The organism is Aquimarina sp. RZ0 (genome assembly GCF_008370685.1).
In the GTDB taxonomy this organism is placed as follows: Bacteria; Bacteroidota; Bacteroidia; order Flavobacteriales; family Flavobacteriaceae; genus Aquimarina.
In genome coordinates, this window is record NZ_VTZU01000050.1 from 1 (window position 1) to 24,196 (window position 24,196).

At 32.3% G+C, this 24,196-nt stretch carries 13 protein-coding genes, 1 tRNA gene and 1 pseudogene; 9 read left to right on the plus strand and 6 right to left on the minus strand.

Annotated features, from left to right (window positions below):
- Positions 1 to 50: 50 nt before the first annotated feature.
- Positions 51 to 881: a bifunctional 2-polyprenyl-6-hydroxyphenol methylase/3-demethylubiquinol 3-O-methyltransferase UbiG gene (locus F0000_RS18125; RefSeq protein WP_149626145.1), complete on the minus strand. Its 831-nt coding sequence runs from the start codon at positions 879 to 881 to the stop codon at positions 51 to 53.
- Positions 882 to 1,940: 1,059 nt separating this feature from the next.
- On the opposite strand from F0000_RS18125, the gene F0000_RS18130 reads away from it, so the two are divergent.
- The 4 genes and pseudogenes from F0000_RS18130 (at position 1,941) to F0000_RS18145 (ending at position 5,423) form a co-directional block, all read left to right on the plus strand.
- Entirely contained in the window at positions 1,941 to 3,281 is a 1,341-nt protein-coding gene (locus F0000_RS18130; protein ID WP_255452798.1) for a hypothetical protein, read from the plus strand.
- Positions 3,282 to 3,635: 354 nt separating this feature from the next.
- Positions 3,636 to 3,971, plus strand: a pseudogene (gene trxA, locus F0000_RS18135) (thioredoxin); the annotation flags it as partial.
- Positions 3,972 to 4,333: 362 nt separating this feature from the next.
- Positions 4,334 to 5,263 (plus strand): DUF58 domain-containing protein, encoded by a 930-nt coding sequence (locus F0000_RS18140; protein ID WP_149626147.1) that lies wholly within the window; start codon positions 4,334 to 4,336, stop codon positions 5,261 to 5,263.
- 86 nt (positions 5,264 to 5,349) lie between these two features.
- Positions 5,350 to 5,423 (plus strand) — tRNA-Asp (locus F0000_RS18145).
- 604 nt (positions 5,424 to 6,027) lie between these two features.
- Here the strand turns inward: F0000_RS18145 and F0000_RS18155 are convergent.
- Positions 6,028 to 6,528, minus strand: coding sequence for a DUF456 domain-containing protein (locus F0000_RS18155; protein ID WP_149626148.1), 501 nt, complete (start codon positions 6,526 to 6,528; stop codon positions 6,028 to 6,030).
- Positions 6,529 to 7,027: 499 nt separating this feature from the next.
- Here F0000_RS18155 and F0000_RS18160 point away from each other — a divergent pair, with 499 nt between their 5' ends.
- The gene (locus tag F0000_RS18160) at positions 7,028 to 8,824 is read left to right on the plus strand and encodes a M56 family metallopeptidase (protein WP_149626149.1); all 1,797 of its coding nucleotides are present in this window, start codon (positions 7,028 to 7,030) and stop codon (positions 8,822 to 8,824) included.
- A 122-nt stretch (positions 8,825 to 8,946) separates the two neighbouring features.
- A complete protein-coding gene (locus F0000_RS18165) occupies positions 8,947 to 9,315 on the plus strand; it encodes a BlaI/MecI/CopY family transcriptional regulator (protein WP_149626150.1) in 369 nt (122 codons plus the stop codon).
- Positions 9,316 to 9,514: 199 nt separating this feature from the next.
- On the opposite strand, the gene F0000_RS18170 is transcribed toward F0000_RS18165, so the two are convergent.
- The 4 genes from F0000_RS18170 to F0000_RS18185 form a co-directional block, all read right to left on the minus strand.
- Positions 9,515 to 11,752 (minus strand): Ig-like domain-containing protein, encoded by a 2,238-nt coding sequence (locus tag F0000_RS18170; protein WP_149626151.1) that lies wholly within the window; start codon positions 11,750 to 11,752, stop codon positions 9,515 to 9,517.
- A gap of 154 nt (positions 11,753 to 11,906) precedes the next feature.
- Positions 11,907 to 13,769: an RICIN domain-containing protein gene (locus tag F0000_RS18175; RefSeq protein ID WP_149626152.1), complete on the minus strand. Its 1,863-nt coding sequence runs from the start codon at positions 13,767 to 13,769 to the stop codon at positions 11,907 to 11,909.
- 976 nt (positions 13,770 to 14,745) lie between these two features.
- Complete coding sequence (locus F0000_RS18180; RefSeq protein ID WP_149626153.1) at positions 14,746 to 17,271, minus strand: RICIN domain-containing protein; 2,526 nt, start codon at positions 17,269 to 17,271, stop codon at positions 14,746 to 14,748.
- Between the two features lie 103 nt (positions 17,272 to 17,374).
- Positions 17,375 to 20,347 (minus strand): RICIN domain-containing protein, encoded by a 2,973-nt coding sequence (locus tag F0000_RS18185; protein ID WP_149626154.1) that lies wholly within the window; start codon positions 20,345 to 20,347, stop codon positions 17,375 to 17,377.
- Between the two features lie 595 nt (positions 20,348 to 20,942).
- On the opposite strand from F0000_RS18185, the gene F0000_RS18190 reads away from it, so the two are divergent.
- The 3 genes from F0000_RS18190 (at position 20,943) to ruvC (ending at position 23,860) form a co-directional block, all read left to right on the plus strand.
- A complete protein-coding gene (locus F0000_RS18190; RefSeq protein WP_149626155.1) occupies positions 20,943 to 22,676 on the plus strand; it encodes a lipopolysaccharide assembly protein LapB in 1,734 nt (577 codons plus the stop codon).
- Between the two features lie 98 nt (positions 22,677 to 22,774).
- On the plus strand, positions 22,775 to 23,254 hold the full coding sequence (locus tag F0000_RS18195; protein WP_149626156.1) for a hypothetical protein: 480 nt from the start codon (positions 22,775 to 22,777) through the stop codon (positions 23,252 to 23,254).
- A 48-nt stretch (positions 23,255 to 23,302) separates the two neighbouring features.
- Positions 23,303 to 23,860: a crossover junction endodeoxyribonuclease RuvC gene (gene ruvC, locus F0000_RS18200; RefSeq protein WP_149626157.1), complete on the plus strand. Its 558-nt coding sequence runs from the start codon at positions 23,303 to 23,305 to the stop codon at positions 23,858 to 23,860.
- Positions 23,861 to 24,196: the final 336 nt, after the last annotated feature.

The window sequence follows — 24,196 nt, forward strand, 5'->3', positions numbered from 1 at the left end:
AAGTAGTTTATCTTTTTTTAGAGCACAATAATATTTCTCCTTGTTCCTCATCAGTTATCTTTTCTCTGTACTGCAATCATCATATGCGGGCTAAAGGATAAGAGGTTACTGTCATTCTCTGTTACCTCTATAAGTTCTAGTAATGTTTTTCGCCCGTTATCATTCCACATATTAGTAAAATAATCTTTATCCAACCAAACCATTCCTTCTACTGCATATATATTAATATGGATTAAATCTTGATCTGTAAACTCTTTTTTTAGTTCTTCAGGTTTATGGTAATATGCTTCTGCCAAAAGCCAGGGAAACTCCTGCGGTGGATTGTGGATTCCGGTTATAAGTTCTTCTTTACACATTTCAAAAAATGGTTTTTTATGAATGAGTCCATTTAAAAGACCTACCAGAGTTGATGCTGTATAATTAATTGCAAAACCCAAAATAATTCCGCCATTCTTAAGAACACGCTTCGCTTCTTTTATAGTTTTGTCTCTATCCTCTTTTTTCTGAAGATGATACAGCGGTCCGTGAAGAATTATTAAATCTGCAAAATTATCCGGGAACTCCAGTTTTCGAGATTCACCCAAGTAAACAGAAAACGTATTATTCAGTTTAGCAGCTCTCTTTTGAGCTATTTTTATATGTTTAGAAACTGGTTCTACCAAATGTACCTCGTGCCCTTTTTCAGCCAACCACTCAGAATACTTACCAGTTCCTCCTCCAACATCAATTATTTTTGAACATGAAAAAGGAATATATTTCTCTATGAGTGTTTTAATTCTTTCAAATTCAAACACACCCATTCCTTGATCAAGCCTGGTTTCTTCTGATGCATTACTATAAAACAATTCTATATCTTTACTTATTAATTGTTTATTATTCATTTTTAATATTTAATTTATTATCGATTATTACATTTTGAAATGCTGAATTCATTTGCATGTGATGAATTAACTGACTTATACGATTTGTGATTAAAAAATTCGTATAAATTCATTGAATTATTTTTTCTTTATGCAAGGCAAAAAAATCAAGCATAGCTATAGCTACGGTTTATTTTTTAAACGAAGTAGAAAGGAAAAAGAAACGATGAATATGCGAAATTTTTAGTTATAAATCGTATTATTACCTAATCCCTCTCCAAAAAAACAACAAAATAACTCCAAATATCGTCAAAGGCTTTTCTAATTATAAAAAATATTCATTCCTGATAAGACACCGGTTGATTCTGTTTCATAGCAGTATTCAAAAAAATTGGATATAACCTTATATATCTTAAAAATCAGAAGATTTTAACACATGAATTACTCACCTTGTTGAGCACTTATCTTTTTAAAAAAGATGTAGATATATTTAGATACAATGTAACAGATTGTAAAGATAGAAATTCCACATAATTCTTTCCCGATTTATTTACTCCAAATATTAATTAGATAAGGAAGTGGTTTTAAACTTTTCTTCAATTCGCTATAAAAATGCTCTTTTTGACAGAATCAAAAAAGTTTGAATCACTTCGAAATTTTATTTATTCTGTTTTTTAATTCTAACAAAATTAAATAAACCTTTCTTTAAAAAAGATACCTGAAATTGCAGGTTTTGATATATTAGTCCAAAATAAAAAAACATACTATGTTAGATATCTAACACTTATAATGCTGTTTTTTTAACATTAAACTAAATAAGTTGTTAATTAATTACGAAATTCTCTTTTTTATAATTTTATTTAGACATTTCAATTCTTCCCTAAACACCTGTAAAACAAGACCTTTAAGACCTACAAGCATTTTAAATCAACACATTTTACAGGTATTTTGAAAATTCTCCTCTGTAAGTATGAAATATTCCTGTCGTCTCAATACCCATCAGATAATATTTATTATATCTAAAAATGATTGGCCAATTGTTTTTTTTAAATACATACAAAAATTTAAAAATCACAAATCATGAAAAATTTAAAAATCACACTCTTAAGCATCTTTGCTGCCTCACTATTTACAGCCTGTAGCACTGATGATTCTGTAGCAACAGAAGACCTACCAGTAGCAGAAAAATCTTTCAACTCACAAACTTTTAGATCCTTGAAAGAAGCCAAACTACTATTAAGAAGTATCAAACAAGACGGCGGAGTTCCATTTAATGTATTTAATCCTGCACTTAGATTTACCTCAGAACAAAACGTATTTCTACCTAGTGTATTAGGAATTGATTATAGAATAGACAGATCTGTAGTTCCAGCAGGACCTACTGCAAGATTTCCTATGTTTCAGGGTTGGGAAACACTACCTGATGGAAACCGCAGAAAATTATATTATGTAATCACAGAGGCTTCTAATAAAAAAATGGCTAAAAAACTTGGTGTTATTTTTGCGCCCAGAATGGCTGAGGCAATAGGATCTGGTGGTGAGCAAAACGCATATTGGACTCGTCGCGGACGACTTGTTTTTGAAGGTTCAGTAGATTTTTCACCTAAACGATCGCTAGTAGCGGGAGGACAAGACGGATTATTATTCGGTTTTCCACCAGCAGAGGCTAATCCTGGAGCAATTGCAGATGCTAAGTGGTCTTCATATGTAGTTTTACCTAGTGGAGTCGTTATTAATGCGCAACCAGTAGCTAATAGCACAGGTATTCATGATAGAATCCCTCACCCTGATGGAAATGGCCCTGAACAGGAAGATGACTTAAATAACCCTAACTTAGCAATCGATCAAGCATCTGTTGTAATGCAACTATTAGATGGATGGCAAGATGGCAAACCTTACTACTTCCATATTGTTACTGATACTTCAGACCCAGGACCTGCCACTATCGAACTAGGTGTTTTTGCTCCAAGATTGGCTGAGCTACCAACATTTGGCTTGTTCCCAGGAGGATCTATGTTACCTTTTAGCCCAACTGCTAATGGGAGAACAACAGATACAGATGGTTTTGGAGTACAAGGTTTAAACACCGCTTCACTAAGTAACAGACAAGTACAAGACCCTACTAATACCTTCCCTATTGATCCTAGCGATGAGCGATATGCTCCGATGTGGGACGCTCATATTACTGAATTTACAATCCCAGAAGCAGATCGTCCAATTTTAAGAAGTTTTGATCAGATAAATGAACTTTTAACAGATGGAACTTTAATCCCTTTTAGAGGAAATGCAAACCCAAACCCTTTAGCAAACTCATTATCTGATTTGTTAACTGCAACTGGAGCAATCATTAACTGCCCGGTAATTACACAACCAAATGCAAGTGTAATTGGTACTCAAATTGGATTACCAAGAAATCGATAATCAGAAGTTTAAATAAAATAATTTAGGCCTTTTTACAGATCGCTTAATTTTTAAAAAAAGCTTAGTAAACATGTTTACTAAGCTTTTTTTGTACATCCATATTTTATAATATAGCCGAAATAAAATTTATATAGCCTAAAATTTTTGCTTTTTTCATCTAATTTATTGCACAAAATTCTATTCAAAAAGAACCCAGAAAGCAATAGATATAGCATTCAATTCATCCCCAAAAAAAATAATATTATATTTGAATATCAGAAAACTTGATCTCTTTATAGTCAAAACAAATATCAGGATTGTAAGCTTTGGAATAATTATTGACTAATTTTGTGAAATTAAAATAAACAAAAAGAATTTAAAACAATAAATATGGCACTAGAAATAACAGATGCTACTTTTGATGAAGTAGTCCTCAAAAGTGATAAACCTGTACTTGTTGACTTTTGGGCAGCTTGGTGTGGACCTTGTAGAATGGTTGGCCCTATCATAGAACAAATAAGTGATGAATACAACGGGAAAGCAGTAGTAGGAAAAGTAGACGTTGACGCAAATCAAGAATTTGCAGCAAAATATGGAGTAAGAAATATCCCTACAGTATTAGTTTTCCAAAATGGAGAAGTTGTAGGTCGCCAAGTAGGTGTTTCTCCTAAGAATACATATGCAGAAGCACTAGACCAATTATTAAAATAGTCTAAACAAATTATAAGAAAAGGCTTGACTTAACTGTCAAGCCTTTTTTGTTCCGCCTAATAACAAAATTTTTAGATCAATATTTCTAACTCGTTATAATTTTTATAATTCTCTATAAAACATTCTTTTGCATATAAAATCACTTTTTTATTATTCTATAGTGATGTTATGTAACACAAAAAATCTTCTTCTTGGTAAGATTAAAAACATTAAGATCAGTTTTTGTCTAAAAATATTCAGTATAGAAGGTAGTCTCGTTTTATTTAAAACATAACTACAAAAGAACAATTTAAAATTGGTAATTTTAAAGACATAATATAATGTATACGACGTTTACATTTTGTACCTAAAACCAAAGGGAAATGAATATCCAAAATGAAATCAATAAAACCAAAGGGTTTACTAATTTAGAATTACTGGCAAAACAAGTTGTTGAAGGGTTTATTTCTGGGATGCACAAAAGTCCTTTTCATGGGTTTTCCTCAGAATTTGCAGAGCACAAAGTCTACAATAATGGAGAAAGCACCAAACATATTGACTGGAAATTATATGCTAAAACCGATAAACTTTTCACCAAGAGATATGAAGAAGAAACAAATCTAAGATGTCATATTATTATTGACAACTCCTCTTCTATGCATTATCCCGTAATAAAAGAACATCACCTGGGATCCTTAAATAAAATTAGTTTCTCTGTTCTGGCAACTGCCTGTCTGATGAATATCTTAAAAAAGCAAAGAGATGCAATTGGACTTAGCATATATAGTGATGCATACGACTACTACGCCCCAGAGAAAGGAAGCGAAAGACACCACCAGATGCTGGTCAGTAAATTAAGTGATATTGTCACAAATACACCAGATACTAAGCATACAGATACTTATACTTTTTTACATCAGGTTGCAGAAAAAATTCATCGTAGATCCTTAATATTTTTGTTTACTGATATGTTTCAGTCCTCGTCCAGCCCCGAAAAATTATTTGAAGCATTAAGACATCTTAAGTACAATAAGCACGAAGTAATACTATTTCACACTTTTGATAGTAGTAAAGAAGTTCATTTTGATTTTGATAATCGTCCGGCACGTTTTATTGATGTAGAAACTAATGAATTTGTAAACCTATATGCCGACAACATTAAAGAAAATTACCAAAAAGCAGTTGCAGAATATTTTCATGATCTTAAAATGAAATGCTCCCAATATAGAATAAAATATGTAGAGGCAGATATCACAAAAGATTTTGATAAAATACTTACAACATATCTAGTTGAAAGACAGAAATTTGTATAAACCCAAAAAAATTAAATCAAAAAAAACCTAAAAAACATTTGTGAGTATTAAAATGAGACGTATATTTGCATCCGCAATAAGGCAATGGTCTGGTAGTTCAGTTGGTTAGAATACCTGCCTGTCACGCAGGGGGTCGCGGGTTCGAGTCCCGTCCAGACCGCAAAATTGCAAAAGCTTCAACTAACATTGAAGCTTTTTTTGCAATTAACAAAGTTGTGTTGTCCTACGTCTATTACGTAGGTGGTTTGTAGTAAACCAATGAGAAGCTTTTCCTGAAAATGGAGAGGCTTTTTTTAATTCAAGAATTCGCAATAATTGAAGATCCTTTTTATGGGATCAAACTCAATTGTTGTGATTATGCAAATATTCTTGTTAGCCTAAAGAGGAAAAATTCTACATTTTTGACACCTGTAAACACTTTTATTTTAGCATTAAATACTTCTACTAGTACATTTCTTAATAATTTGTAGTAAAAAACTTACTTTATTTGCATTTATTGTTTTTTTAAAACGTTAAAAAGCTTTTTTTTTGGATAAAATACACTTTTTTGTTTGGTAGAGTGAAAAATACTCGTATCTTTACAGTGTAATAATGAAATAGTTCTTTCATTTCCCCCAAGATGAAAGTTATTATAAAAAGTGAGTTTTAAGTTTAGAATAAGCCCCTAAATTAAGATGATTTGTGTGAAGAAAAAGAGCGTGGAGACGCTCTTTTTTGTTTCAATACATTACAACAAAAAAATAATGCCTTATACTCCACTAGTCTTATAAAAATTCTCCCCAGTTCTTCCAGGCCTTCTGCACATATAAAATAATAAAACCAATAGATACTATAAATTTTAGAAAAGTTCCTGCAAGAAAACCTATAAAAGACCCGAAAGCCGCTTTTAAGGCTTTTGAAGAATCATTATTGTCCTTTATTAATTCTCCAAGAAAAGCACCTGCAAATGGACCTATTATTATCCCAAAAGGTCCTAAAAAGATCAACCCTACAATAAGCCCTATAGAACTTCCGATCATACCATACTTAGTTCCTCCAAATCTTTTGGCACCTATTGCCGGCACAAGATAATCCAGTACCCAGACAAGTATTGATATTCCTAAAGTAATCCCTAAAAAAGTCCAATTCTGAGGAATAGCGTTTGTAAAATGAAGTACCAACAATCCAATCCAGGAAGTAAATGGTCCTGGTAATACCGGAAGAAAACTTCCTATAATACCAATAACACATAAAACAAAACCAAAAATTAATAATACTAAATCCATATCTACATAATTAGACTACTATAATCACATTTTGTTACTCAAAACAACATAAAAAAAGTAATACCATTCTCGTTTTATCCTTCATTATTTATTGGCTCATTTTCAATTTTACAATATAAACCCGAGTTTCGATTATTAATATAATACGATTTATAACTAAAAATTTCGCATATTCATCGTTTCTTTTTCCTTTCTACTTCGTTTAAAAAATAAACCGTAGCTATAGCTATGCTTGATTTTTTTGCCTTGCATAAAGAAAAAATAATTCAATGAATTTATACGAATTTTTTAATCACAAATCGTATAAAAGATTAAAAACCTCAAACTAATGCGCTTGGGATTAATCGAAACTCAGGTTGTAAGTGGTTAACAAAATTTTATTTTTTTTCAACTAAATAATTAGTTAATTCAAAAAAAATAGTATATTTGCAATTCAACTAATTATTTAGTTGCACAAATAAGAGCCCTATTAGATTTATCAATATTTTAGAAAAATAATATGATTCATTATTTACTCCAAACATTAATATTTCAATTATTATTTTTGATCATATATGATCTATTACATAAAAAAGACACCTTTTTTACCTTGAATAGATTCTATCTTATTATCACACCTCTGCTATCTCTATTATTACCATATATCAAAATAGAAACTTTAAAGACCAGGACTTCTGAAGTCTATATCACCCAAATAGAAAACATCATTTCCTTAACTGCTACTCCTGAAAGCATTACTACGCTACGTATTATTGAAAACACAGGAGCTTCTATAAACTGGTGGTCGGTCTGTTATTATACAGGAATAGGCATAAGCCTTCTATTACTGATTCTTAGACTTCATAAACTTCATGTCCTGAGTAATATCTCAATAAAGACACTTACGGGGAAAAACAAAGTAATCATTCTTAGTAATAGTGCTCAGGCATTCTCTTTTTGGAATACTATTTTTCTTGGTGATTTGTTAAACGAAAAAGAAAAAGCACAAATAGTATCGCATGAATTAGTACACATTAACCAGAAGCATTCTTTAGATCATCTCCTATTTGAACTATTAAAAATAATACTCTGGTGGAATCCTCTGATCTATATCTATCAATCCAGAATGACTTTACTACATGAATATATTGCCGATGAGGTTGCTTCTAATAATTCAGATAAAAAAACATATATACAACAATTACTAAATACAGCTTTTCAAACTCAAAAAATCACATTTGTCAATCATTTCTTTAATCAATCATTAATCAAAAAACGAATACTTATGTTACAAAAAACTAAATCTCAGTCTACTGCCAAATTTAAATACCTGCTTCTTATACCATTAATCACAGGAATACTTATATATACTTCTTGCGAAAAAGAGGTTAATTCAACCAACGCAAAAGATACAATTAATGTAAATAAACGCGTATCCGATGAAGATCCCGAATCTATCTGTATTAATACCTATTCTGTGCACGACGAAAGTCTTGATAATTACTTAAAAATAACTACAGGATCATCTGCAGAAGTATTAATTAGCGTTGTTTCTATAAAGACTTCAGAAATAATAAGAAGAGCGCGTATCAAAAAAAATAAAACACATCGAATACAAAACATACCCGAAGGAATTTATCGCGTTGATGTTGTATATGGCGAAAACTATATAGAACAGGAAATCAATGGTTCCTGTACAGGTTCTTTTGCCAAAGAAATACTATCCGAAACCGGAGAAGATACTCTTGATTATAATGTTATAATTACAGATAAAGGCAAAAATGTACCATCATATAACTTAGCATTGGATCTAATCCTTCAGGAAGAAAAGGAACAACTTTCTAGTGACAATAATTCTAAAATAAAAGAAAAAATAGTGACAGGGCACACATCCTCTGATGATCAAAACAAAAGTTTGGCAGAGCCTCTTTGCGCGAATCAAAACCAAGCCTGGTATGATTATTCCCTAAATAATTATTTAAAAATCAATAATGGGAAAAGCGCAGAAATAATTATTACTATTATTTCTAAAGAGACTTCACAAAAAACACGAATTGTGCATCTGACCAAAAATTCTAGTTATTTTATCAGGAATATTCCTCAAGGAGTCTATAATTTGGATATTGATTATGGCGAAGGGTATGTAGAAAACATGGTAGACGGAAAATGTATTCCTTCTTTTGAAAACAAATTATTACGCGAAGAAGGAACAGATTCGCTCAACTTTAAAACTAGCACTATTAATGGTAGCTTTAACATTCAATCCTATGCTATGGACATAGACCTATCAGACGCGCAAAATCCTACGGAGAAATAATAACTAATACGATGTCTCAAAATATTTTAGAAATATTACGAAATGAACTATAACAGCTAAATTGATTTAATCGAACTGTTCTATGGCGATTTCTATATGATATACCAGAAAATAAAAAACAAATGAAACAACTGACAAAGGCAGAAGAAGAAGTGATGCAACTTTTATGGGAGTTAAAAGAAAGTAATGTAGCCTCTATCATAGATAAAATGTCAGAGCCAAAACCTGCCTATAACACGATATCAACGATTATTAGAATTCTGGAAAACAAACAATTTGTATCTCATCGCAAAAAAGGCAAAGGATATATTTATTTTCCACTAGTCAAAAAAGAAGAATATAGTAATCAATCTCTTAATAAATTAATGAATAACTATTTTAATGGATCCTTCAGGAATATGGTTTCTTTCTTTGTAAAAAAGAACGATATGAATATCAAAGACCTAGAAACTATCCTTAAAGAAATTAATAAAGATGAGCCTGATAGTTGATTAAAGCCAGCACCTTTGTTTTCTGCAAAAAATTCTTATCAGAATTTCACTCTTGGGATTAATCGAAACTAGGTTTGTATGACCAAAAATGAACTGATAAAAAAAACAGCCAAACGAGACTACTTCGTTTGGCTGTTTTAAAAATAAATATTATACCATTTATCTTTTGAATCTGCTGCAGATTCAAACAATAATTGTTTTACTGTTTTATCATTCTCATGGTTTGTTTTCCTGCAATAGATATAATATACATCCCTGAAGAGAACGAAGCAACTGGAATTATTTCTTGCTCTGACCTTGCTTTTAGGCTAAGAACTTCTTTTCCCAAAAGGTTATAAATTTCAATTCTATCTCCTTTTGCTACACCACTTACAGTTACAAAATCGCGTATTGGGTTTGGATACAAACTAATATTATTATCGGCCTGGATTTCATTCCCTGATGCTCTTCCAGAGGTATACGTAACGACGAGTTTTGCTGATGGATTACCTCTGTTCTCTTTTGAAGCAAATGCGAAATCATTACCAGAGGTTGCTCTGAGTAAAAGAGACAATGTATTCCCCGAAATCTCATTCGCCCGAAGATCAATAGTTTCTGTTGCACTCAGTGCATATGTCTTATTAGCAGTACCTAATAGAGCTCCGGCATTAGGTTTGTTACTATTTGACAAATTGGTTTCACTCCAATTATCAGAGGTACCACGATGCACAGTAAGGTTCCCACTTCCGGCATCACTCGTAATGGTTAATTTTAATTGAGCATCAGTAATAGTGCCATTGATCTCAGAAAGGTCAAACATCAGATAACCTTCTCTAGTACCAGCTTCTATTCTTACCAAATCATTATTTTGATTAGTTCCTCTTTGCATATAACTATCCTGTACAGGAGACAATGTAACTTTTTGTGAGGTACCTCCTCCTCCATTACCACCTATTCTCTTCAATAGTATCTTATCCAAATTCCATTGCCAGGGATTAGACCCAGAAGCGACTAACCGTACGATATGCGTTCCTGAGCTCAAATTACTAATTGTACTTGAAGATACTAATGCAGAATACTGATCCCAATTCCCATTATTTCTCACATTGTCTGTTGCAACTACAGTACCGTCAATTAATAATTGAACCTGTGCATTATCCGAAGGAGTTGATATCTGATAAGTGATGCTATACTTACCAGCAGTACCTACATTAATACTATACTCTGACCAATCACCACTATTTACATAATTAACACCAATGGCTGTAGCATTCATACCTAATCCAGATCCTCCAGCACTAGCATCATTAAATGTACCACTTGTCTTTGTAAAAGTTTCTGCTTCTATTACAATATCTCCACCTGATGGAGGTGGGGGTGGAGTATCACCTTTTACAGAGATATTACTAGTGGCTTTTTTATTACCATCCTGAGTGGTCACCGTAATTATTGCTGAACCTTTTGATACTCCAGTCACGAGTCCATTTGAGTTTACTCTGGCTACTGTATTATTATTAGAGGACCAGGTTACGGTTTTATTACTAGCGTTATTAGGGCGTACAGTAGCATCTAAATCTCTGGTTTCACCAACATTTAATGTCACATTCTTATCTGATATATTTACTTCTGTAACTGTAACAGTATTACCACCGCCATTGTCGTTTTCTAACTTATATGTATGTACCCAATCTATCAACCCGGTATTCTTGCTATTATCTTTTAAAGAAGCTTTGGAAGGAAGCCCTATCCCCCAAGTAAATGTTTCTGTGTCAAAAAACATATACTGGTCTTCGTTAAAATCTCCTTTGGGAGTCGTAGTACGTACTTTTTTTCCATTTAAGTAAAAAATTATGGTTCTACTATCTTTCCACCAAACACCATAGGTATAATACGTATCCCCTACAGGAGGAGAGAGATCTGTTTTTTCCCAGGGAGTAAATTGGTCATTTTCAAAACCTCCGGGAAAATAGTGAGTATTTGTTTTCATATGGGTGTTATGTGACTTATATCTTGATGCAGATGGCGCTCCAAAATTCTCTATCACATCAATTTCAGTCTTACTCCCCTGAAACCAAAATGAAGTAGTCATAGACAACTTAGAACATTTTACCCTAGCTTCAGAATAATAGCCCTTTTTCATGGCTTTAGTATTAGACGTAGTACACGCTGCCCATACCCAATCACCTTTTTGATTTTCAAATCGAACCGTGGATTTCAACCTTAAATCTCCTCCGGATACCGATACATTTGCCTCATTGAATTTACTTGGTGATCGACCACTCCAATACGGATGTTTTGGTTGCCACTTACTCCTATCCAGAGAATTTCCATTAAATTCATCAGTGAGAGCTTCTACTGTAACCCATTTTTTCCCGTTAGGAGGAGTGGGCTGTGCGAACGATTGTTGATATCCAATACATAATAGTATTGTAACCAATAATTTAGTTATATTTCTCATAATTAAGATACATTAATAATTATCTACTAATTTATAGTATTGTAACCAATAATTTAGTTATGTTTCTCATAATTAAGATACATTAATAATTATCTACTAATTTATAGTTCTAAATTTCTAGTCCTTCTAAAAATTTAGCGTGGTCAATATGTTGTTATCTTTTAATAACAGGAATTTTTGTTTTTCCAGAGACTGATATGATATACATTCCCGGAGAAAGTAAATCAGTAGAAATAACTTCTTTATCAGCAGTAGCCTTAATATGAAATACTACATTTCCTAAAACATCGTATACATTAACAATGTCTCCTTTTGCTACACCTGTTACCTCCATCATATCCTGAACTGGATTAGGATATACCTGAACCGTATTTCCTTTTATCAATTCATCATCAAAAGATCTATTGTTTATAGGCTCTATTTTCCATTTTTGGTTTTTATTACCAGCTTTAAACTCCCAAACTTGAATATTGGCATCAATTGCTCCTCCTGCTCTATCCAAAGCTAATTCGGTACAATGCATCGGTTTTAAACTATAAACACCACTACCATTTCTAGCAATTTTCCATTTTTGATGCATCTTACTCGCAGCTGTCCATGTAGTCACATTTTCTCCATTAGCACATTTTGCATTTGGAACTTGCAAATACCTATTAGTTCCCACATTTTTTATAGTATAGACATTATCTTCCAGATGACTAAAGCTCCATCTCTGATCATTAAAACTTAATGGATCGTGCATGACAGCGCTATGTCTTTCTATACTTCTTGACAAAATACGCTGATTACTTTCTGATGAAATAATGAAAAATGTTCCATTTGCTATTAATTGGTCATCGGGTACACTTAACTTGACATGAACATTATTGACCTCATCATCATCCAACGCTTGTTGCCAGGTAGTTCTTACTGGGCGAATATGTGCTTTATAGCCATATCCATTCCCAACAGCTGGTGCTGATGGCAGACTCACAGTGATTTCTTTTGTTCCGGAGCCTCTTGGGACAGTAACCTTATTGCTGGCTACCCACTCATTATTTTTCCAAAAACTTACAACTATATCTCTATTGACTGATGCTGTATACTTCATATTAAAAGTATATGATTTTTTAGGGGTAATCGTTATCTTTGGATTATTAAAAGATACAGTATCATCTAGAGAAGGTCCACTGGTGCCTTCTACCAATTTATAGGTTCTTACCCAGTCAACTTGCATGGTGTTTTTAGAATTGTCATTCAGGTTTGCTACTTTGGGTAACCCTATATTAGGTACTCCAGCTTGAGCAAATGGAAAAACTTCTGTATCAAAAATCATTTTTAGATTTTCTGTAAGTGGCACTCGAGGAACAATTTTCATCACTTGTTGACCATCATAGTAGAATAACAATTCAGTTGGACTTTTCCACCAGAAACCATACGTATGAAATCCATCTCTACCGCGAGTTGGCATTTTCCATTCTGCGGCCAGGTTACGTTTTCCTGCATGAGGCCCGTAATAATGGGTATTTGCATGATACTGAAACGGAAGATCATCCTGACGGTTTGCTCTCGATGGATTACCGATATGTTCAATTACATCTATTTCTGAAAACTGACCTACTCTAAACCAAAAAGACGATGTCATAGATAGTGAAGAGGCTTTAAACCGTGCCTCATAATAATAACCTGGCTTTGCTGTTTTTCCTTTGGATACACAGGCTGCTGAATTTACCCAGATATCTTTTAATGGATTATCGACTCTAGATGGGTTCTTTAATAATGTAGATCTTAATTTTAGGTATCCTCCTTCTACAAAGGCATTTCCTCTTTTGAATCTACTTGGAGGTCTACCGGACCAATGTGGATGATAATCATCCCATTTACTGGCATCTAATGAATTGCCATTGAACTCATCAGAAAGAACCTGAACTTTTTCCCATTTCTTACCATTAGGAGGAACAGGAGTTTGTGCTTGTATTTTTAGAAACCCTGCACAAAGGATTGTAAAAACGATTACATAAAGCTGCTTTTTTTTCATGATTTAATTTGTGTTAGATATAAATTTATAGTTGAGTTTTTAAATTTTTAAATCATTCAGCTAATTCTAATTAGTAATAAATCTAATTATCAATAGCTTAACCGGTTGGATGAATTTAGTATTCATAATGATTAGACTAGAATTTCAAGAAATAAGAGCTAATTCTTATACAGTTTTACTTCATTCCTTTTTCGCCAAAACTTGTTGTCTACTTATTAGTATCTAGTAAATCTATTGTTCTGCCTTTATAAAAATCCAGATTCTGTAACAAATACGATATTCATTTTTTATGATACTTCTTTTATAAGGGTCATAAATATCCATAATCCCGTTTTAGTCAATAGTTATTTTATACTTTATAAAAGTGCCCCAAAACTTCCTTTAGCTAATTTCTCAGGCTTACTTCCCATAGACCAAAAATTAATAATTACAGAAGCCTCGGAACACTTTATTTTTATTCTTGTTATTTTTATATGATAACTGAAGAAATTATTATTTAAAAAAAAATCGGATTTGTAGTTTTTTTGATTTGATAGTGATACGATTTGTGATTAAAAAATTCGTATAAATTCATTGAATTATTTTTTCTTTATGCAAGGCAAAAAAATCAAGCATAGCTATAGCTACGGTTTATTTTTTAAACGAAGTAGAAAGGAAAAAGAAACGATGAATATGCGAAATTTTTAGTTATAAATCGTATGATTCATTGAATGTCATTTTATGATCAAAAAAACCAAAGGTCTTAGCAAATTACCTCGGGGCAAGCCCACGAGGCATTTACTGAAAAAAACATTTTGATTTCGATGCAAGCCTCGGAGCATTTAACTCTCGATTATCGAGTAATACCATTTCTCAAATGAAAATATCTGCTAAAATCATTTCTTTTTGTTTCATACTTCGAATTAAAAAATAATTTGATTCAGTTTACGGTGATTTCACCTAAGAACTGGTATAAACCTATTCTTTTCTTATTCTTCTATTTTTTAACAAATCTTATTTTTTCTTTTCCTGGTACAGAAATAATATAAAGTCCGGATTCGAGATCTGAAATATTCAAAATTTCTTCAGAACTATCCGCAATATTATGTATATTGACTTTACCTAATATATCATAAACCAATAGTCTATCTCCAGATGATATCCCTTTGACAGTTATCATATTTTTAGCTGGATTAGGATAAACTCTTACGACATCTTCTTTGGTAATATCTCCTTCAATTGCTCTATTACCAGCAGGGATTACTTTCCATTTTTGATTCTTATTACTTTTGTTAAAATTCCAAATAATTGTATTGGCACCATCACCTCCTCCATCTCTATCCAATCCTTTATCCTGGCAATGCAAAGGTTTAAATCCATAAATTTTATTACCATTAGAAATTATTTTCCATTTCTGATGATCACCAATTACAGAAGGCCCGGTTGCCACATTTTCTCCATTTTCGCATTTTTCAAAAGGAACTTCTAGATATCTATTTGTCTTCTGATTTTTGATGGTGTATATATTATCCTCAAGGTGAGTGAATACCCAACGCTGATCTATATTATTACCAGGGTCTATCATTTTTACATTATGATTTTCCTGAGCATTAGACAAAAGCCTTTGATTAGAAGTAGTAGAAACTATGGTATATACTCCATCAGAAATTAGCTGACTGTCTACAGGAGGATTGACAATGATCGCCTTATCTAATCTATCAACTGATAAAATCAGAGAACTAATTCTACCTCCATTATCAGGAAACTTAATGGTAATTGTATTATTTGTTTTTAAAAGTTCAGCATCAAAAGGAATATCTATTGTTCCAAAAAAATCTTTTCTGTTTCTTTGATCATATCCTTTCCAATTAGAAGGTATATCTATACTTGTTCCATTTACTTTAATAACTGGTGTTTTAGATCTGTTGTGTTTTCTTCCTATAGCCATTTTTAATGATGCAAAACCCTCACCTGTTTTAACATTATTAAAAACAAAAGAAATCTCAGCATTTTTATTGATTTTCTGAAGATACTTTTTAGAGTAATAATTTGTATTATGAAGGGTATTATTAAATGACAAAGCCTTAGAAAATGTATATTCTAACACTACAGTTTCAGATTCTATTAATTCAATAGCATCCAGCATACTGTTATTTTGGGTTACCTTATACTTTGGATCAGCATTATCAAATATTTTTAAACTTTTAATTTTTAATTTCTGAAAACCTGATATATCAGACAGCATATTCAATGACAATTTATGTGTTTTACTGTCTAAGTTATTTAGAGCTATATACACTTTATTATCGTCAATAAAACCATGTGTTTGTATATCTGGGTTATTACTTTTTACGAATATTCTTTTTCCTTTTACATCTGACCATAATTTATAGAATTTGATTTTTTCTGTAAAAGTCCAATCTCCCAGGATCGGTTTATTAGGATTATTTGTAGGTGTAATAGAGAGCGGTCTCCACAATGCAGGCGTATAAGGCTGATAATTGTTTGATGCTGTTAGACTAAACGTTGATTTAGGAGTTATAAATGGTATCGTAATCGCTATTCTATTCTCTCTATCCAGTAAATTGAATAAAATACTATTGATTGATTTTATAGAGATTGCACTTTTGGCCTTACTATAGTTATCACCATATCCTTTTTCGATACCTCCATATTCGGTGATCGCGTGAGGTTTGACAACCCCCCATTTCTTAAAGCTATATGTTTCCATTAAGTCTAAAATAGCCTCAGAATTACTCCCGGAACGTTTATTATCTTGTCCGGTAACATTGATCCCATCGTATAAGTGTACCGAAAAAGCATCTATATTTTTTCCGGCCACATCCATAAACATTTTCATACGGCTATTCCAATGACTAAAATCTCCTAACTCCATAGAAGGCCAGGCACTGGCATATCCAATAACTTTCATTTTTGCCAGTTCGGGTGTTTCATCAATTTTTTTACCAATTGCTCCAAACCACTCTGCCATTCTTACCCTCACTTTTTGAGCATCTGGTTGTTCTGAACTAAAAACATCATCTCCAGAACGTATAAAAGGCTCATTCATGGGCTCATAAAATTCTGGTCTCCCAGAATCATTTGTTACATTTTTATAGTATTCTACGGTCCAGTTTGCTGCTTTATTTTTGTCCAGATTATATCTGAATACATTTTTTGGATGATCCGTCGCCACAGAACGATTCACTTTTCTAACTCTCGTATTATTAGAGTTAGAAAAAGCGGGATACCTACCTACCGATCCTGTCTTACTTTTTGCATATGCAAAAGGACTCCAAAACCCTCTTCCGGGTGATACGTTAAATTCTTTAAAAAATTTCGCTACGTCTGCATCATTTCCTCCTCCACTATGCAGTGTAAAAAATTTAGTTCGATCAAGGCTTGATACATTTCCTATATATCGTTGTGTAGACACATCTATATCAATTTGTACTTGTGCGTTTACAGATTGCATTAAAATTATAATGATCCCACACGTAATGATTTGTTGTAAAATTCTCATGGTTAAGTTTAATCATTAGATGATTATCTGATTATTAATTACTAAAATCCAACTAATTATTGAAATTTTTATTAGCTTTTGGATATTCTAAATTCCAATATTTCTAGTTTTTAACGAATCTTATTTTTTCTTTTCCCGGTACAGAAATAATATAAAGTCCGGATTCCAGATTTGAAATATCTAATACTTCCCTAGTTTCATCTACAACATTATTATGAATAACTTTTCCTAATAAGTCATAAACCAATAAGTAATCTCCAGATGATAATCCTTCAACGGTTATGATGTTTTCAGCTGGATTAGGATACACTTTTACGATACTTTCTTCGGTAATACCATCTTCAAAAGCTCTATTTCCAGTAGGAATTACTTTCCATTTTTGATTTGCATTATTTTTATTAAAAGTCCAGGTTATAACGTTAGCATTGTTTTTCCCTTCTGTTCTATCTAATGCTTGTTCCTGGCAATGAAGGGGTTTAAATCCATAGATATTATTACCATTAGAAACTATCTTCCATTTTTGGTGATCACTTGTAGCAGAAGTCCAGGTAGTCACATTCTCTCCGTTTTTACATTTTGCATATGGAACTTCTAAAAATCTATTTGTTTTTTTGTTTTTAATCGTGTAAATATCATCATTCAGGTGTGTAAAAATCCAATCCTGATTACTATTAGTAGTAGGGTCGCTCATTCTGGCATTATGCGTTTCTCCAGCCAGAGATAAAAGATTTTGATTGACAGTTGTAGACTTTATATTATAAATTCCGTCAGCAATCAATTGTGTACTTTGAGCCTCAATGGTAATATCATTGACCTGATCTCTATTCAGGGCATCATTCCATGTTCCTCCTACAGGTCTGATATGTGTTTTTAAAACATATCCAGTTCCTAATTCTGGTACAGATGGTAATGTTACTGTTATTGATTTGATTCCCGAACCTGCCGAAACCGTTTCTTTCTTACTACTTAACCATCCTGTAGAAGACCAGAACTCTACGACAATTTCTCTATTTATGGAAGCTTCATATGCTACTTGAAAAGTATATGAAATCTTTGGATTAATAGAAGAAGGTGCATTTCTAAAAGCTACTTCATCATTCTCTCCTGTTGGAGGATTAGTAGTACCATTACAGTTTTCTCCCGGAAGACCATAACAAGTCCCTGATGGTCCAGAAGTAATTGGCCAATTAACACCTGTTTTAAATTTGGGTGCTCCAAACTCATATGCCCCTGCATCTGGCTTTGATCCTTTATAACCATCAGTATATCCTGCTATTACTCTACCATAGTTAATCGCCCTAGCTCCTGATTTTAATTGATAATCATTCTTATTCCAATTTACAAAAGAAGCTTTACTCACTAAGTTATTTTGTTTATTAGATTGAGGCTCCCAAGTGCTTTCGCTTTCCTGGTTTCCTTGTTGATCTACGGCCTCTTTGTCTGTGATATTATTCCACACCTGTACATTACTAAATCTTGTTCCTGCCTTATGCCATGCTCCCATAGTGGCCGAACCTTTTGCAAAAGTGTTGTTATAAATTTTGAGGTTGGTTCCGTTCCAATTGATTTGAATGTTAGTCCATTTTGTATTCCAAACTACATTATTATAAACATCCCAGTTTTTTGAGTCATTGTCTAGATAAATTCCTGTTCCTTTAAACCTACCATTTCTTGCTTGCGAGTCGTGAAAAGTATTATGATGAATACTTGATTTCGTTGCTCTCGCATTGGTAGTATATAGTAATCCGCCATCATCGGCTACAAAATTATTCAGGCTGATATCATTGTAAGCAAATTCACCACCATCAACGTATGCCTGGATAATATCTTTTCCTGATCTGGTGAGTGTATTGTTTCTATACGATCCTCTTTTTGCTCCACGAGTGTTTAATACACAATCATAATTTCCTAAATAATTAAAATCGTGAACATAAGAATTCAACAATTTGTTATCATCTCCTTTGTCATATACTCCATTACCAGCACCCCAGGCGATTTCACATCGTTCTATTGTGTTTTTATTACCAGTAATCAATACACTCTGTCTTCTGGAGTCAAATCCATTAATCACACCTAATGTATGATTCCCATAAAAACTAGATACTCTGGATAACTTATTGTTATTACCACTAATATCTATGGATCCACCAAAAACAGCTAAGTTCTCAATATGGATATAGTTTTTATTCAATTTAATGGTCTGGGTTCTTCTTCTAAAACGAATAGAATTAGTCGCCGGTGCACCGCCTCCATCAATTTGCACATAGAGTGTTTTGTTATTTTTATCATAAAACCACTCATTTTTATAATCCAGGGCTTCTTTAATCCCCTGAAGGAAAAACTCACCTTTTTTAACTCCATGGCCCGTATATCCAGGGTGATGTCTCAGTTGAATCCAATTCTGTGCTCTTTGTAATTTGAAATCAATTCTATTAGGAGATGAATTGGTTATAAAATCTGTCCACGCTAAAAAACCTGCTCCTCCATAAAAATGAATAGAACCCCCGTTTTTCCATTTATTAGCATAAGGAATCTTTTTGGCATGACCATTTGATTGACTACCATTATAATTCATCCAGGTTTTTCCACCACCAGCAGCTCCTCTGTTACAGGCTGGTAAATAATCGCGTTCAAATAAGTTTTGAGGTACATTATTTGGCCACCTTGCAAGATCCATAAGATTGTCATTATGAAGCGCCATATTATCCTGACCTAAGTCCCAATTGACAGTTGCCTTATAAATATTACCTTGATCAACGGTCCAGTTGTTAACAGCTTGCATAGCTGTAATAATTACTTTTTCTCCTGTTTTAGCTCTATAAACTATTGGATTACCGGGTGTTCCTGATCTTGCAGGTTCTAATAACTCTTCGTAAGTTCCTGCACCGATGATGACAATATCTCCAGCTCGGGCAACGGATGAGGCTTTTTTGATGGTCTTATATGGACTCGTTTCAGAACCAGAATTAGAATCTTTTCCATTTTTTGATACATAAATGTTTTTAGCATCAACAGTCGTACAGAAGAATAGAAAAGTAATAAAAAATAAGTGAATTCGATTTTTAAAAAATTTCATGATAAATAGGTGAGTTTGTTTAGTGTTTAGTTTTCTAAAATTTGGGCAATTAAAATCCTTCCCTTTGAACTAAATAGTATAGAACAAGGAATATAAAGTACAATGGAAAAATTGATAAAAACAGATAGATTTTACATACAAAAGAGATAATACAATACTTTTTAGAATACAATCATTCTAAAACAGGATTGAAATACTCTAATACATTTTTCACTCCTGTGCTATATTCAAAAATTGAATGCATAACAAAGAATAAATTCTTTAAGACAAAGAGAAAAAATAGGTTTATTAAAAACGTATCTGTTATAGTTAGTTAAGCTAAATAGGTTCTGTTTTCATAAAAATTGAAGAATTTAAAGTTGGTTTGTGTCTAATAATAGTTTTTTTTATGCTAAAAAAACAATTTTTTAGATAGAAAATTGTTTTAGTGTTGAGTAATAAATATATGTGTAAATTTGCAACAAATGCCAGATAAGCTACTAAAACCAAGGGGTACATTAGGGGTACATTTTAAAAAACAGGGGTACATATAGCATACTGGCAAAAAAAATTACAGATTTTTAATTTTTTAATTCATTAATTGACCCAAATCACAATGAAACCTAACAAAATAAAAGTCCTTTGTTTTTTGTGCTTTTGTTTGTTTTATAGCAATCAAGTTTTCCCTGCCCAGGAACAAAAAAAAGAAGGTCTAAAAAAACAGATCGATAGTCTTTCTGCTATCGCAGGTAATGACCTAATTGGCAATGGTGACTTACTTAAAAAACTTATTAATCTTTCTGAAGAAGCAAACTACCCATTGGGTACAGTAAAAAACTTACTCAATCTGGGAATTTATTATGCAAACAACTCTATGATTGATAGCTCTAATGCAGTCTACGACAGGAGTGAGTTAATCGCAAAAAAACATCCTGATCTGGAATACACACTGTCTTATGTTTATAACAATAAGGCAGTTAATCTTACCAATCAAAATTTTCACTATCAAGCCTTAAAATATTTTCATAAAGCCCATGCTATCAATCTGAAATATATTGATAAAAAAATGGCAATAATTGCTAAAATGAATATGTTAGGATGTCATTTGGAACTAGGCGAACCCGATAAAGTTCTCATATATTCAAAAGAGCTCATCAAAGATTCTACCGTTATCAATCAAGAAGACTTACAAGAAAGATTATACGCTAATCTTGCTAAAGCCCATTTTCAGAAAAAAGAATATCTAAAAGCTATTGATTGGTGGGATGCAAACCTGAAGATTGTTAGAAAAAACAATAACAAAGGCGAAATAAGTTATATACTTTCAAAAATAGCAGAATCCTATATACATATAGGAAATCACAAAAAAGCATTAGAAAAAGTCATAGAAGGTCAGAAAATTCTTGAAAACGAACCGACACTAAGGTCTTACAAAGCCACGAATGAATTAATACTAGGTAAAGTGTATGCTTCTATTGGCCAACCCAAAAAAGCTGTTATCCATTTTAAGAATTCTATCGCACAAGACCCTTATGATCCAATCGATGTTGCTCTGGCCTACAAAAATCTCGGTAATTCTTACAAAGCACTAGATGATTTACGTGCTTCTTCTGAATCTTATAAACTTTATGGCTCCATAATCGATAGCTTATACACTATAAGAAATAAGGATATATCAAAAATATCAGAAGGCAAAATTGAACTTATAGAAGAAGAATATAGAAATAGCCTTCTTAAGAGAGACTATGATATCCTTACCTACAAAAACGAAAAGCAAAAATGGTATATTATATCACTCTCTATTGGTCTAAGCAGTCTGTTACTTGTAGTAATATCAATCGTTTTATACAAAAAGTATGATTCTCGTACAAAACAGGTAGAAGAACTTAGAGAAAAGGAAAAGAAAATATTAAGAAATAATCTAAAAAACAGAGAAGAAGAGTTTTTGGCAACTATGATATCCGTAAATGAAAGACTCAATAAATTATCTTCTATAAAACAATATCTCTCTACTGCCATTAAATATGAGAATAAAATTGAAATTTTAGAAGTAGAAAAACAATTAGAACAATTTATTACTTCTACTTCTGATCTCAATATCCTAAAGGATAGGATCGAATCTAAATATCCGGGAATTACTTCAAAAATTAACACCTTATACCCAGATCTTTCTATTAATGATATAAGGCACTGCCTTCTGGTCAATCTTAATATGTCTATAAAAGAATCCGCCCAGCTCCTTAATGTTTCTACCCATGCAGTAAAAATGGCAAGAAAAAGAGTAAAGAAAAAAATTGATATTCCAGAAGACGTATCATTAAAAGATCATTTACAAGCTGTTATCTTATAAAACTAAAGATAAAAACTTTGAATTCATACACATCTATATACATTATCTTGTATTTTTACATTTGGAAAAATTATATGCTTGACGGCTAAAAATCGTCTATGAATACTAGAATTTGGTTAATTTATATAGGAATTTTTACATTATATTCTTGTGATACTATAATAGTAAAAAAGGAAAGCCGTGAAGCTATCCTGAAGGAAAAATGGAAAGAAATTGATAAAAATGAAGTTGGAGAACCTCCCTTGTTTACATCTTGTGAGAATATGTCTCAAGAAAAATTACAAGAGTGTTTTAATTCTATAATTATAGATCATATCGGAAGTTTTATAACAGAAAAGACGATCCTTGTAAAGGAAAACATTAGTGATACTATTTGGTTATCTTTATTAATTGATAAGAAGGGGGACATAATACTTGAAGATTTTCAAATTCCAGAGTACTTAAAAAAACAGGTGCCCGATTTCAAAGATTTAATAGATAAAGGAATTAATACTTTACCAGCGCTAAAACCTGCCCATAAGAGAGGATATCCTACTAATGCAAAATATAGATTACCTATTATACTCCGTTCTAATTGATGATTTGCTACTATAGAATTCATTAGCTTTGTAGAAATTTATTGCTATTTGGAAAACGAAAAAATTATATTGGGTATTGATCCCGGAACAAGTATTATGGGATTTGGACTTATTAAGGTTGTAAAAAAGAAGATGTCATTCTTACAACTTAACGAGTTACAACTTAGCAAGTATGATGATCATTATCTGAAGCTAAAATTAATTTTTGAACGTACAGTAGAACTCATAGATACGTATCATCCTGATGAAATTGCTATTGAAGCACCTTTTTTTGGAAAAAATGTACAATCTATGCTCAAATTAGGACGTGCCCAAGGGGTCGCTATGGCGGCAGGATTAAGCCGGGAAATACCTATTACAGAATATTCTCCAAAAAAAATAAAAATGTCTATTACCGGGAATGGCAATGCTAGTAAAGAACAAGTAGCTAAGATGCTCCAAAATCTGTTGCAATTAAAAAAACTACCAAAAAATCTGGATTCTACAGATGGATTGGCTGCAGCTGTATGCCACTTTTATAATATGGGAAGGGCCGATATTGTAGGAAAAAGTTATACAGGTTGGGCTTCTTTCGTAAAGCAGAATGAGAAACGACTAAAGAAATAATACCTATTAATCGATAAGTCATGTTTTAGAATTAATATCTCTGTAATTTAACCTAATCTGAACGCTCTCATAAAAAAAACATTTTTGCTTAAGCGAAAAACAGCAGTTCATTATAACTTTTTTTGTGACATCAATAAAACAAACTACCTCGAGGTAAGTCTAGGAGTCATTTGTTGAAAATATTTAAATTTCGATGCAAACCCCGGAACATGTAAATCTCGATTATCGAGTAAAAAAAAACAATTTTATCAAAATAATACAAGTTGATATTAGTATTCATCCTTATTGCGCTTTACATTCATAGAATATTCTATATTTTTACCTGATAAAAGAAGT